At 47.9% G+C, this 13,414-nt stretch carries 12 protein-coding genes and 2 rRNA genes; 7 read left to right on the forward strand and 7 right to left on the reverse strand.

The features are described from left to right. Positions 1-109 (forward strand): 23S ribosomal RNA (locus tag A3SI_RS15515); the annotation flags it as partial. Between the two features lie 145 nt (positions 110-254). Continuing rightward, a 5S ribosomal RNA gene (gene rrf, locus A3SI_RS15520) occupies positions 255-366 on the forward strand. Between the two features lie 1,743 nt (positions 367-2,109). Here rrf and A3SI_RS15530 read toward each other — a convergent pair. Continuing rightward, positions 2,110-3,153 carry a sugar-transfer associated ATP-grasp domain-containing protein gene (locus tag A3SI_RS15530; protein WP_009057386.1) on the reverse strand — a complete coding sequence of 348 codons (1,044 nt, stop codon included), beginning with the start codon at positions 3,151-3,153 and terminating at the stop codon, positions 2,110-2,112. Between the two features lie 78 nt (positions 3,154-3,231). On the opposite strand from A3SI_RS15530, the gene A3SI_RS19140 reads away from it, so the two are divergent. Then, a complete protein-coding gene (locus A3SI_RS19140; RefSeq protein WP_156810347.1) occupies positions 3,232-3,369 on the forward strand; it encodes a hypothetical protein in 138 nt (45 codons plus the stop codon). 29 nt (positions 3,370-3,398) lie between these two features. Here A3SI_RS19140 and A3SI_RS21780 read toward each other — a convergent pair whose 3' ends face one another. The 3 genes from A3SI_RS21780 to A3SI_RS15545 are packed head-to-tail and all read right to left on the reverse strand — an operon-like array spanning position 3,399 to position 5,810. Further along, positions 3,399-3,653: a TonB-dependent receptor gene (locus A3SI_RS21780; RefSeq protein WP_040671159.1), complete on the reverse strand. Its 255-nt coding sequence runs from the start codon at positions 3,651-3,653 to the stop codon at positions 3,399-3,401. Continuing rightward, on the reverse strand, positions 3,643-4,338 hold the full coding sequence (locus tag A3SI_RS15540; RefSeq protein ID WP_040671160.1) for a TonB-dependent receptor domain-containing protein: 696 nt from the start codon (positions 4,336-4,338) through the stop codon (positions 3,643-3,645). The genes A3SI_RS21780 and A3SI_RS15540 overlap by 11 nt, the downstream gene beginning before the upstream one ends. Continuing rightward, complete coding sequence (locus tag A3SI_RS15545) at positions 4,335-5,810, reverse strand: TonB-dependent receptor (RefSeq protein ID WP_083836555.1); 1,476 nt, start codon at positions 5,808-5,810, stop codon at positions 4,335-4,337. The genes A3SI_RS15540 and A3SI_RS15545 overlap by 4 nt, the downstream gene beginning before the upstream one ends. Positions 5,811-6,835: 1,025 nt before the next feature. Between A3SI_RS15545 and A3SI_RS15555 the strand changes: the two genes are divergently transcribed. From A3SI_RS15555 to A3SI_RS17860, 4 genes are read left to right on the forward strand one after another with little or no spacing between them, the layout of a single operon-like run. After that, positions 6,836-7,759: a glycosyltransferase family 2 protein gene (locus A3SI_RS15555; RefSeq protein ID WP_009057388.1), complete on the forward strand. Its 924-nt coding sequence runs from the start codon at positions 6,836-6,838 to the stop codon at positions 7,757-7,759. A gap of 4 nt (positions 7,760-7,763) precedes the next feature. Beyond that, entirely contained in the window at positions 7,764-9,029 is a 1,266-nt protein-coding gene (locus tag A3SI_RS15560; protein ID WP_316929241.1) for an ABC transporter ATP-binding protein, read from the forward strand. Continuing rightward, positions 8,959-9,585, forward strand: a complete 627-nt coding sequence (locus tag A3SI_RS23030) for an ABC transporter ATP-binding protein (protein WP_316929242.1) — start codon at positions 8,959-8,961, stop codon at positions 9,583-9,585. The genes A3SI_RS15560 and A3SI_RS23030 overlap by 71 nt, the downstream gene beginning before the upstream one ends. Before the next feature lie 10 nt (positions 9,586-9,595). Then, positions 9,596-10,567, forward strand: a complete 972-nt coding sequence (locus A3SI_RS17860) for a glycosyltransferase family 2 protein (RefSeq protein ID WP_009057390.1) — start codon at positions 9,596-9,598, stop codon at positions 10,565-10,567. A 79-nt stretch (positions 10,568-10,646) separates the two neighbouring features. On the opposite strand, the gene A3SI_RS15570 is transcribed toward A3SI_RS17860, so the two are convergent. From A3SI_RS15570 to A3SI_RS15580, 3 genes are all read right to left on the reverse strand, one after another. After that, a complete protein-coding gene (locus tag A3SI_RS15570; protein ID WP_009057392.1) occupies positions 10,647-11,135 on the reverse strand; it encodes a DUF5110 domain-containing protein in 489 nt (162 codons plus the stop codon). Beyond that, positions 11,090-12,292: an alpha-xylosidase gene (locus tag A3SI_RS15575; RefSeq protein ID WP_009057394.1), complete on the reverse strand. Its 1,203-nt coding sequence runs from the start codon at positions 12,290-12,292 to the stop codon at positions 11,090-11,092. The genes A3SI_RS15570 and A3SI_RS15575 overlap by 46 nt, the downstream gene beginning before the upstream one ends. Positions 12,293-12,628: 336 nt before the next feature. Continuing rightward, positions 12,629-12,982: a four helix bundle protein gene (locus tag A3SI_RS15580; protein WP_009057395.1), complete on the reverse strand. Its 354-nt coding sequence runs from the start codon at positions 12,980-12,982 to the stop codon at positions 12,629-12,631. Positions 12,983-13,414: the final 432 nt, after the last annotated feature.

Raw genomic sequence — 13,414 nt, forward strand, 5'->3', positions numbered from 1 at the left:
GATGAGACTTCCAAACAGGGACGTCAGAGACGATGACGTTGATAGGCTGCAGGTGTAAAGTCAGCAATGGCATAGCTGAGCAGTACTAATGACCCGAAAACTTACGTTAGATTACCCTATTGCATTTTCTCCCAACATGTTAAAAGCATACGCTGCGAGTCACGAGAGTGAGTTAGGAGCGCTAAAAAATATTGACTACGTGAAGTAGCTACTGGTTTGACTAGATGAGGGTCAGACAAGAGACAGTAGAAAGGCCTGGCGGCCTAGCGTAGGGGTTCCACCTCTTCCCATCCCGAACAGAGAAGTTAAGCCCTACTGCGCCGATGGTACTGGAGTTACATCTGGGAGAGTAGGTCGCCGCCTCATCATTGAAGCCCTTTGGAGAAATCTGAAGGGCTTTTTTAATTGTTAATGGTTAATTGTTAATTGTTAATGGCGCTGTGGGCGTGGGACTTGGTTGGGTTGTCATGGCTTTTTTTTTAATGGTTGATTGTTAATGGTTAATTGTTAATGGTTAATGGGGTTGTTGGCGTGGGGTGTTGTGGACTGCTTTTGAGGCGATTTTTTAAGACGGAATGGTGTGTAAGGCGGATGTTCGTTTGTTTTCTATTTTCGAGGAGGAATGATCGATTGGGGATCGTTTACTTTCGTTTTTCTTTCTATTTTCGAGGGTTTTGTGATCGTTTGGTTTCTTTTGCTTTCGTTTGCTTTCTTTTTCATGTTCGTTTTTGATCGTTTACTTTCTTTTTCCAAAAATCATAAATCCCGAGCCGCTTAGCGACGGATTTTTTGGTGGCTGGGGGCGCCAGCCCCAGGCAAAATGGCGAAGCATCCATATAAGCGTGGGGCGAAAATCGCAGCGGAACCCTAAATCGAAATCCCCCATGCAATGCGTTTAATGCGAAAATGCAGGTTCGCGATTGTTGATTCCGCGCGGTTTGCGATGGAAGTGCTGCGCTGTTTGTCCCCCGCGCGGGGAGAGATGAGGTAGGATCGCTCGTTAACCGCGGGCTGAAACCACGCGGGTATCCTAAAATCCGCTCCTATGGAGCTCGGGTTTAGGTGGCGCGGACTAATTATTAATGGTTAATTGTAAATGGTTAATGGTTAATTGTAAATGGTTAATGGCGCAGGCGCGGAAGAACTGAGACACACTGGAAATGGCTATTTAGCGGCATACGCTTGCATGCATAGATCCCGAGCCGCTTAGCGGCGGATTTTTTGGTGGCCTGAGGGCGCTAGCCCCAGGCAAAATGGCGAAGCATCTATTTAAGCGTGGGGCGAAAATCGTAGCGGAACCCTAAATCGAAATCCCCATGCAATGCGTTTATCGCGGACATGCAGGTTCGAGATTGTTGATTCCGCGCGGTTTGGGATGGAGGTGCTGCGGCGTTTTTCCCCGCGCGGAGAGAGATGAGGTAGAATCGTTCGTTAACCGCGGGCTGAAGCCACGCGGTTATCCTAAAATCCGCTCCTGTAGAGCTCGGGGGTGCAGCGGTAATAAGGATCGTCATCCGTAAGCTAAAGCCACACGGATGAAGAAGAACAAAGCGCAGGCCGTAACTGTAACTATAAAAATCTTTCTTCGTGTTATACTTCGCGCTGCCAGCGGCTGACCCGCTGTAGAAAAAAGGAAAGCTGACAGAACGCTGAGTTTTTATCCTGTGCTATTAAATATCCACAAGTTCTCAAAGCCCAAATAGGAACCACTACTTTACCATAGTAATTATCTGGTATCCAGCCCTCATTAAAAGTCCCGCGCATAGCCGTGTACACATGTAACCAGGACGCGTACCCTTTCCAACCCAAAACTTCCACTGCATACTCGTCACATAATTTGAGTAATTTAGCATCCGTTTTTCCTTTAATTGCTTCTATGGTTTTAAGTGCTCTTATAGCATTTGCCTTATTTGCTCTATCATACGAAAACCCTAAGTAGCTTTTATAAAATTCTCATAAACGTCTCTGAATCATGGATACTGTAATAACTCAAACCAAAAATACGAAAAACTTGATGGCGTCAGACACACTCTAAAAAAAATGCATGTACTTCAGGTTATCGAGGAGACGGAATAAATCCATAAGCGCTTTAGGGGAAATGCGTAAACTTTATTTTTTCCATAGCTCTTCTAGACCCAAACCAATAAAACCGGGCCCTTGAACAGCTTCTGTAAAGTATATACCATTATGCCCTCCATTCCATTCCATTACCTGCGGCTGACCTGACTGATCTACTGTGAGATCCCAACCTATAATCCGTACAAATGGCACTTTTCGATGTAACTCCATTACAGTGGAAACCATAGAATGAAAATTAGGGATATACTGATTTTCAAATACAAATCCCGTATCTGGGTGCTTTTCAATCTCTAACCACCGCGGAGAGAACCCAAACTTTCCAAGCTTACCATCAGCTAAATCAACAGGTAGTTTTATATTAGAAGTAGTATGTATATGCGTATCCTCTCTACGCCCCACGCGTAAGAAGCATGATCGCACACTAACCTCTCCCGTATCTGATGTAACGCTCGTGAGCCTTATCGTCGCTACTGAGTTCTCCATGATTTCATTAAAGAAATCATGCTGCTGGATATAGCTCTGAAAAACCCCGTTCCCTAATTTCTTAATTTCTTCCCCATTAATAGCACTGGAGTCGAAAAAATAGATCCCTCTTCCCTGCTTAGAACTATCTAGCTTGAAAACCACTTTTTCACATTGCTCACGAAGGTGACGTATAAACTGCTTTTCCGATAGGACTGTGTAGTCAGGTAACAACCAGAGGCCATTCGTATAATAACCCAAATCAGGAAAAAGAGAAGAGTCCAAAAGACGACTGGTTAAGGCATTATAATCGCCGACTGCTCCATAATTTCCTTTTAAAGCAGGGACCACCACCTTGCCATAATAGTTATCTGGAATCCAGCCTTCTTGAAAAGCCCCACTTACAGCAGTGTACATATACAACCAGGGCGCATATCCTTTCCAACCTAATACATCCCCTGCGTAATCGTCGCAGGACTTCAGCAGCTTTTTATCTGTCTTTCCTTTTACTGATTCTACGTCTTTAAGTATCCTTAAGGCATTATTTTTATTCGCCACATTGTACGAAAAACTTAAGTAGCTTTTATAAAATTCTCTAAAACGTCTCTGCATCAATAACTTATTGTTTAATGAAAATCAAATATACTAAGATTTAACGCTAATTAGCCAAAAAATGAGCAAAATAAAAAATTGAGAGAGGTTCACCTGTCGGCTGCGGGAAGAGGCCACGCGGTTATCCTAAAATCCGCTCCTGGGGAGCTCGGGGGATTTGCGGTGGTGATGATCGTCATCCTCGTGCTAAAGCAGGGCTCCAGCCCTAAGGTTTGACCTTGGAAAAAGGGAATTTGGGGCAGGTATTAAAACCTGCCCGTCACCTGAAGTCCGAAGAAGCGAGGAGGACCCGCGATAAAGGTGGGTGTTCCGAAAGCCAGACCTGTGTTGCCCGCATCGATCAGATACTGCTCATCCAAGAGATTGCTGCCGTAAAGGGCAAACTCCCATTTTTTACCTGCTGTATAATAGCCCGCGCGCATATTAAGCAGTCCATATCCTTCCTGCTCGATACCGGGCTGATTTTCTTCTTCGAAGAACACCTGAGACTTATAGGTCAAAGGAAGGACGGAAGAATATACCCCCATTGCCCAAGGGCAGGTCCGCCAAAACCCCGATCGAAAAACTATGCCGCGGCGTCAATCGGAAGCGGTTACCACCCAACTCCTGCTCGTTTCCATCCCGATCCGTTTCGTTTATCTGCGCATCGATAAAGCCGTAATTCCCAAAAAGGGAGATGTTGCGTGTGAATGCGTAGCGGAAACTCGTTTCAAACCCTAATGCCGAAGCATTTCCTGCATCCCGGGTCAAGGCCTGCAAGGTGCCTCCCTGATTTTCAATGATGGTGACCTGAAAATTTGTGTAATCGTAATAATAAGCAGCAAAATCGTAGCTAAGTCTTCGGTAGAGCCCTTTGAGCCCCAGCTCATACGACCAGACGATCTCCGCATTTAGCTCTTCCGGACCATCTGCCGTCACCTGGATCACATTCGGACGCCGACCTCGGGAAATGTTCGCGTAACCATTTACATTTTCATTAAAGGTATAGGCGAGCACCCCACGGCCCACCATGGAATTAAACGTCCCTTCACCGCGTATACGGCCATCCGTGGGGCGAAAAATCAGGTTGGGACCACCCCCAAGAGGATTCCCCAATGCCGCACTGATGACGCTTGGCGAACCATCGAAGAAGGCCTCATAGCCATTGCTGACCCGCTCATGGGTAGCACGAAGTCCCAGCGTCATGGCCCAGTTCCCTGTCGTGTAGGTCCCGTCTGCGAAGACTCGTAGGCCTGTACCTGTCCATTGTTTTGGAACATTTCCGTATGGCGGTCTTTAAACGGAATACCGAGAAGAGCACCAGCTGCTAAAAAGGGGCTTCCATCAGGATTAAACCGTGGCAAAACAGGGAAGGCGCCCCCCGAAAGTTCATTAAGCACGGGGCTGACCAGGGCCACAAAACTGTTTTCATTCGTTTCAAAGGGCACGCGCTGGAAGCCTTGCTCATAGAAATAAGAGCCACCGAAGAAGCCGGAAAAATTACTTTTGTTATCGTAGGTGAAACGCAGTTCTTGGCTAAACTGACGTCCAAAGGCAATTTCTGAAAAAGACAGCGCTGGCAGTGCACTTCCATCCGCATCGAAAGCCTCGTCCGAGAAAAACTCACGGTAAGCGGTGATGCTATTCAGTGTCAGATTACCCGTTAGCTCATGATCCACCAGCACCGTACCGCCCCAGACATTCCTGTCGATGCCCAGCTCCTCGCCACGTTCGAGGGTGGCGGGTCCAAAAGGGCTCGGCTCCTGCCCAGGAGGCGCGATCGTGCCACTGATAAAGGCAGTGCCTGGAAAATTATCTTTTTGATAATTATAAATCACATCCACCACCGTTTTGGGCGAAGCCAGCCAACGCAGAGCGCCACGCACCGCCGCAGTCTCTTTTCCATTTAGGCGGCCTCCAGCCAAATTCTCGATAAAACCATCTCTTCGGTTGAACTGTCCCGCCACCCGGAAGAAGACCTTATCCGAAAGTGGGGTATTGATAAAGCCAGAGGCTAACTGTTGATTAAAGTTCCCATAGCCCAGTGTCAGCTCGCCCGCGAAGTCTCTTTGCGCCTTATTTTGGATAAAGTGAACGGCTCCGATTTGGGCACCTCTTCCGAAAAGCGTCCCCTGTGGCCCTTTCAGTACTTCCACCCGCTCCATGTCAAATAATTCCACCACAGAACCTCGGGACTTGGAGATGGCTACCCCATCCTGAAAGACGGATACACGTGGCTCCACGCGGGAGTCGCCATCATCAGAGGTGATCCCTCGAATGACAAAGCCCGGATTATTGGGGCTTTGCAGCTGCACCTGTAGGCCCGGCACGAACTCGGAAAGGGCATCTACCTCGCGGATGTTAAAATCATTAAAAAATGTTTTTTCATAGGCCGTCACGGCCACTGGCACCTTTTGGATGGTCTGTTCGCGCCTTTGGGCAGTAACGACCGCTCCTTCAAGCAGCACATCACTTTCCTGAAGCTGCACCTCCACGCTGCTCACCTCCCCGGCACGAATACTCACCTCCAGGGTTTGCGTACGGAACCCGATAAAGCTCACCTCCAAGGTGTAAGCGCCCGCCTGCAAAGCAGTTAGCGAAAAGGTCCCGTTTGCGGAAGTAGTCGTTCCGGCTTGCGCCAATTCTTTTATCCGGACGGTTGCCCTGGTATAGGAGATTTTTTCTCATCGAAGATTTTGCCGGTGAGGCGGCCCGTGTTTTGGGCATAGCCCAAAGTGAACGTAAAAAGTGCGCATAACAAAAGTACAAGCTGTTTCATGATAATCTCGAAGGTATGGCCACAAAGGTGCGGATATTCGAGATCAGACAGGTTAGGAAATCATGAAGCTTAGAGGGGGTAAGATTATCTTTCCTGCTGGAAAAAGAGGAAATGGTTAAGGACTATCCCGGCTGATGCATGAAAAAAGTTTCGTTGCGGCTACCCTAAAATCCGCGCTTTGTGAGCTTAGGTTTATGCGAAGCCAATGAATCGTAGATCCGCTCCTAGGGAGCTCGGGTTTAGGTGGCGCGGACTAATTATTAATGGTTAATTGTGAATTATTAATGGTTAATTGTAAATGGTTAATGGCGCAGGCGCGGAAGAACTGAGACACACTGGAAATGGCTATTTAGCGGCATACGCTTGCATGCATAGATCCCGAGCCGCTTAGCGGCGGATTTTTTGGTGGCCTGGGGGCGATAGCCCCAGGCAAAATGGCGAAGCATCCATATAAGCGTGGGGCGAAAATCGTAGCGGAACCCTAAATCGAAATCCCCCATGCAATGCGTTTAATGCGAAAATGCAGGTTCGCGATTGTTGATTCCGCGCGGTTTGAGATGGAGGTGCTGCGGCGTTTGTCCCCCGCGCGGAGAGAGATGAGGTAGGATCGCTCGTTAACCGCGGGCTGAAGCCACGCGGTTATCCTAAAATCCGCTCCTAGGGAGCTCGGGGGGGGCAGCGGTAACGCTCGTTAACTGCGGGCTGAGGGTACGCGGTTACCTTAGGATCCGCTCCTAGGGAGCTCGGGGTATTAGCGAATTGGGTGTAAAATCTCGTACGATGCATACTTACAGCACAAATTTTACCTTCTTAGTGTCGCACATACACAGTTTTATGCGTTACATAGATATAAAGAAAAATTTTCGTATATTTACATTTAATTGCTTTTAGCCTTATATCTAATCTATTTATTTTTATATAAACATGCCCTCTCCAGCACCCAATGTATCCCTCTCTATTCTAATTCCGAACTATAACGGACGTGAACTGCTCGAACGTTTTCTTCCCTACACGCTCACGGCAGCTGAAGAGGCTGGCATTCCCTATGAGCTTATCGTCATCGATGATGCCTCTACAGACGACTCCATAGGCTTTTTACGTAGCCACTACCCTCAAATCCGACTAATAGAAAATCAGGACAATTTGGGTTTTGCTCGCACATGCAATCGGGGGATTCGTCTGGCACGTTATACGTATACCTGCCTTTTAAATTCTGATATTCAACTCCCCAAAAGCTATTTCCGTGCGCTACTGAACGAAACACTCGCCAAGCCTAGCACTTTCGGCATCATGGGAACCTTACGTCGTGCGGATGGGCAAGTGGAATTTGCGCGGAAGCGCCTCGTACACGGCTCGAAAGGCATCGTTTTCAGGGACGAAAAGCAGGTACCTGATAAAATCAGTAGCACCGCCTTCCTCTCCGGAGCGAATGCCATCTACCAAAGCAAAAAGTTGAAAGAACTAGACGGCTTCAATCCCATTTTCAGCCCCTACTACTACGAGGATGCGGAAATGGGCCTCCGCGCTGCAGCAAAAGGCTGGTCCTGCTATGTCGATAGCAGGGTGCATTGCTATCACTTAGGATCGGAAACCATTCTGAGCTGCCATAAAAAAAGGACCGTTAAAACCATTTACTTTCGTAACAGGCTACTGATGCGTCATTTACATGATGCGCCGGCATACACCGCTCCCGCACGAATTTTCCTTTTGGAAGTGCTTCCCAAGTGGCTAATCGGGCAGTTTTGGATCTGGAAAAGCTTCCGCAGCTTCCTGCAGCTAAGACAAGCAACCGATTCTGGTTCCACGCGCAAATGGGAGTCACACCTCCACCTTTCTGCCAAACACTAAAACCATGGAAACCTACTGGCGCCTCCTGCGCTTTGCCTCACCTATCGGCCGATATGCGCTGCCCTATCTGCTGCTTACGCTGTTCGCAGTCGTATTTACTACGCTCAACTTGGCCCTGCTCGCTCCATTACTGAGCACCCTTTTTGCTGAAACGAGCCCTGAGGAGCACCTCTCCCGACCGGAACATTGGTATGCCCTCATGGATCAGTTTGCCTACTACAGCGCCCGACTGAAGGCAGAACATGGGGCCTATGCCGCGCTGCAGTTTATTTGCATCGGCCTGGTACTTTCGGTGCTGCTGAGTAACCTCTTTCGTTATGGCAGCGAGCGCATCATGGAAAACCTGCGTATCCACATGCTCGTGCGGATGCGGAAAGCCATCTACACCCATGTTTTGGCACTGCCCCTCCCCTACCTGAACACCCAGCGCAAAGGCGACATTTTAGCTCGACTTGCTTCCGATGTGCAGGTGGTGCAGTACGCCGTAACCGGAACGCTGCAGGTGCTCTTTAAAGAACCTTTCCAACTTCTGGCCTATCTGGTGGTTCTTTTTGCCCTTTCCTATAAATTGACCCTGTTTTCCCTTCTTGTACTTCCTGTGGCAGCCTTTGTTATCGCCCAGATTGTGAAAAAATTAAAGGCACAGGCGACAGCGGCACAAGAAAGCTATAGCCGCATGATCAGTTTAATCGACGAGACACTTTCGGCCATAAAAATTATCCGGGGCCATCAGGCGGCCGAGCGGATGGAAGCTGCTTTCGAGCGTGAAAACCAGCACTTTGCGCGCCTGGGGCGCAAAATGGCCAAAAGACAGCAGCTAAGCTCGCCTGTATCTGAGTTTCTGGGCGTATGCATGGTGGCCTTGTTGGTCCTCTACGGCGGCAATTTGGTCATTCAGGAGAACTCGGAGCTAAGCGCAGCGGAGTTTATCACCTATATAGCGGTTTTTTCTCAGCTTATGCGTCCTGCCAAAGCCATTAGTAGCTCATTTTCTACCATCCACAGTGGGCTGGCAGCGGGCGAGCGGGTACTGCAGCTACTCGATACGCCCACCGTTACGGCAGAGGAGGAGGAGGTTCCCTTTCGCTTGCAGCGCTTTGAGCGGGAGATCCACTTTGATCAGGTTTATTTTGCCTACGGCAAACCGGTACTTAAAGGCATACAGCTCCGCATCCGCAAAGGGCAAACGGTGGCGCTGGTTGGGCCTTCTGGAGGGGGAAAAAGTACACTTATGGACTTATCCACGCTTTATCTCAGCCAAATCGGGTAAAATCTACATCGATGGTCTTCCACTCGATAAAATTCAGGCCGCTTCCCTACGGGCACATATTGGAATCGTGAACCAAGATTCTTTTCTTTTCCATGCCAGCGTGCGGGACAACATAGCCTTTGGGAAGCCGGATGCCAGCCAAGAGGAGATCGAGGTAGCGGCGAAAATCGCACATGCCCACCTGTTTATTTCGCAATTAGTGGACGGGTATGCTACGCCTGTAGGTGATCGCGGTGTGCAGCTTTCAGGAGGGCAGCGGCAGCGCATTTGCATCGCCAGAGCCATTTTATCTAACCCCTCCATTTTGCTCCTCGACGAAGCCACTTCAGCCTTAGATACGGAGTCCGAGCGCCTTGTCCAAAATGCCCTTGATCATCTGATGCACAACCGCACGACCTTGGTCATCGCACATCGCTTGTCCACGATACAGCGTGCTGACCTGATCGTCGTCCTCGATCAAGGACGTATCGTGGCACAAGGCACTCATGAAAGCCTGCTGGCGGAAGATGGCTTGTACAGCCGCTTAATCGAAATGCAACAGTTTACCCCCTACTAAATCTGTAAGAATGGAAACCTACCCGCTCATCTCCATTGCTTTATGCACCTTTCAGGGCGAATGTTATCTAGAGGAACAGCTCGCCAGTCTGGAAGCACAAACTTATCCTAACTTGGAAATTATCGTGCAGGACGATGCCTCACAGGATGGCACCTGGGCACTTATAACAGCATTTAAAGCGCGTGACCCGCGAGTGCGTGCGTATAAAAACGAAAAAAACCTCGGCTTTCAAGCGAATTTTGAATCGGCACTTCGGCGCTGCCGGGGCACCTGGATCGCTTTCTGTGACCAGGATGATCGCTGGCATCCCGAAAAAATAGCACGCTGCTACGCCCATAGTGCAGGTAAGGTACTTGTCTACCATGATTCCGCCTTTATCGATGCGGATGGCCAACCACTGCATACGCACATATCGGATAGATTACGGTTTGTTTCGGGTGCACAGCCAGCCTCTTTTTTATTATTTAACTGCGTCTCCGGGCACAGTATGCTGCTGCATCGCCGGCTATTACCGGCGGTGCTGCCATTTCCAAAACGTGGCTTTTATGACCACTGGATCGCGTACGTCGCGAGCATGCATGGTGAAATCGGCTTTTTAGCTGAGGCCCTCGTGGAATACCGTCAGCATGCCACCACCTGTACGGACCTCCTGGGGAAGAAAAAACGGCTGTCCGGACTCGCTCATACCCGCGCGCGCATGGAGCGCGAGCAGCACTGGCTACAAATTTGTGCCGATTATGAGCGCAGCTTAGGCCGATTTGGCTTGGCACAGGCGCTTTTTTCTGCTAGCTCCAGGCGATTAGAAAACGCCCTCAATATCCGTTTTGCTTGGCTACTATGGAAGGAGCGGCGGCAGCTGCTGCATATCGTACAAAAAACGGAAGGTGCCGCCCTGCTCTTTGCCTGGCGCCACCTCTGGGGTTTTGGCCTGAAGGCCAAAATAAAACGAGGCCCGTGGGCTGCATCCACGCGACTATCCTAAAATCCGCTCCTGTAGCGCTCGGCCTTACAGTATGAAAGCGCTACACTCCCTAGTGTAGCGCTTTTCTGTTCCTAGCAGCTTATTCGATAATGGCTTGAAATCCGGTGTAAATGGAATTTGAAAACATAGGAGCCGTGTACGTGTTGCCAGGCCCTCGTTCCAGGTCAACTACCCGATCTGCCAACCGAATTCGGCGAAGCGGTTCATCGCTTATAAAAGTCAAGGCATAGTGACGTGTTTCCTCTAGCCCGGTGTAGAAGCCCTCAGCAGGATGCAGCGTTAAGGTCTTTTGATCTGCCTCTTCCTGATAGTCCATGTCTATCTTCAAGTAAATACCTTGTAGGTAATCATTGGATTTTCCGTCATCCTCGTAAAGGGTAAATCGACCCGAACTTCCTACATAGACCTGTAAGGCTAAGGTGTCATTAGACCCTAACTCCACTGCTCGCGCATAGTTGCGTAGTGGGATAATGGCGCCTTCCTTCACGAAAACTGGCATATCCTCGAGGCTTACAGGCACTTCTACAACCCTCCCTCCTGCATAGCGCTTTCCTGTATGGTACTCCACCAGTTGCCTATGGGCAAAAAGACCTCTTGAGAAGTTAGGTCAGGCGCTAAAACGGGGGAAATAAGAAACTCTTCCCCAAGCTGATAGGTATGCAGCTGTCCAGGCACCGTGCGTACCGCATTTTTTCCTTCCCAACGTGTCCGATGTGCATACGAGTAGATATAAGGGAAGAGCCTCATCTTCTGCTGCGCATATTTTCTAAAAACGCTATCTGCTTTTGGGGAGACTTTAAATGCGATATTTCCCGTTTCATTTTCTGGCTGCGCAAAGGGGGTAGTCAGTGGTAGCCAGTGGGCCATCTGCACCCAGCGTATGTATAACTCTTCATCCAGAAATCGATCTTCGCTGACTGCAAATCCACCCATATCGTTCGCTAAAAAGGGAATTTTATGGAAATGCTGGGCGGTATCGGTGTACATTTCGAGGTTTTCTCGAAATGCTACAGGGGGCAGCCAGGGGGAAAAAGAGCGCTGCGGATCGGCCACCGTCCAGTCCGATCGTGTGTCGTCTGTCCACTTGGCCGGATAACGTTTATACCGCTCATCCTCCACCCCTCCACTATGCGAGAGCACAAATCCGCGCCCGGCAGATTCCTTTCCGAGCTCCTGCGATAGTTCAAACATCGCCTTGACTACATGTAGATCATCCGTTTTGTCTAATTTGACAAAGTCCACCCCTTTATCGAAGAAATGCTGGACACGCTGTTTAAAATAGGCTACCGCTTCCGGGTTTTCAAAATCAATGTTTCCCATCCAAGTTCCTTGAACGGACTGGCTTTGATCGTCCATAATCGTGGTTCTACTCCCATTATGCCAGCTGCTGGTATGAATGATTTCTTCTTTAAAGTAGCCTCTATCTTTAAAATCGGCATACGCTTGCTCGTTTCCGGTGAGCTGAATCGCATCCCACATCCACATGCCTGCTTTGATATTTTTTTCCTCCATAAAGGTCCACATGGCTTCCATATCTGGATAAGAAACTGTGTCCGCGACAAAGTCCATGTATTTAGCAGGGCCTTTTCCCTCATTTTCCCAATCCCAGATCCAGGAATCGATCCAAAAAGCATCAATGGGATACTCATGGGCCACAATATCTTGGATGAGCTGGATACTTTGCTCCTGATTGGTATAGGCTCCATACAGGACACCAAAAGCCAAGCGGGAGGAAGTATTACATTTTCTTGGTCAGTCTCAGGTGGTGGCGCATGTGCCTTTTGACCCTGGTACTGGTTTTCCACCGTACCACAAGACAAACAAATGAGTAGAAAAATGACACCTAGAAAGGTATATGTTCTGGTCGACATAGATGCTGTTTTTTAGTTGAAAGTATGAAAAATGGGCGAGAAAGTCAATATTTTCCGAAGAAGAGGGTTTTTTGATGGTTAATTGTTAATTGTTAATTGTTAATTGTTAATGGTTGATGGTTGATTGTTAATTGTTAATTGTTGATGGTTGATTGTTAATTGTTGATGGTTAATTGTTGATGGGAAGGGGTTAGTTGTTTTTTTTTGAGGATTTTAAAATTCTTGTGATAATTTTTATGAGTATGGTAGCATCAGTATGGATACTTAAAAATTCGGCTAAAGAAAGATAGCCAGTTTCTCTGAGTAGCTCAAGCCAATATAGCGTTTCATTAATTTCCTTTTGAGCGATCGCTATTTTATGCCTAAAATCATGTAATGACTCCGCATGTTCGGCCTCTCGAATCATGGCGCCAACACTTGTACCGCTCCTTAAAAGTTGCTTAGATAAAATATACTCTTTCTTATCCTCACATAAATACTGATAGAGTTTTACTATCCTTACAGCAAATAAAAAACTCTTTTCCTTAACGATATTCTCTTTCACAACAGACCAAAAAAAAATTTCCTAAAAATCCTATAGCTTATCTCCAATGTAAAAAAATACCTTTTCCCCCTCAGGGTCGGAGCATCCCTTCACCCCCACAAAAAAACACCAACTCCAACAATCTAAAATCTAGCTCAATCCCAACAAAACACCTACCCTAAAACGAAAAAATCTAGCTCAATCCTAACAAAACACCTACCCTAAAACGAAAAAACAATCCCAATAGCTTATCCACATTCCAGTACAATATAAGAAATTCCCACCACAAATCCAAGCCAATACCAAAATATCTACCTCACCATCAAAATCCCAGCACAACCCCCAACCATCACCAATCCCAGCACAAATCCCAGCTAAAACCCAAGCATTAACAATTAACAATTAACCATTAACAATTAAAAAAGCCCCTCTCGGGCTTTTTTACTATTTTAA

This window comes from Nitritalea halalkaliphila LW7 (assembly GCF_000265075.1).
GTDB classification, from domain to species: Bacteria; Bacteroidota; Bacteroidia; order Cytophagales; family Cyclobacteriaceae; genus Nitritalea; species Nitritalea halalkaliphila.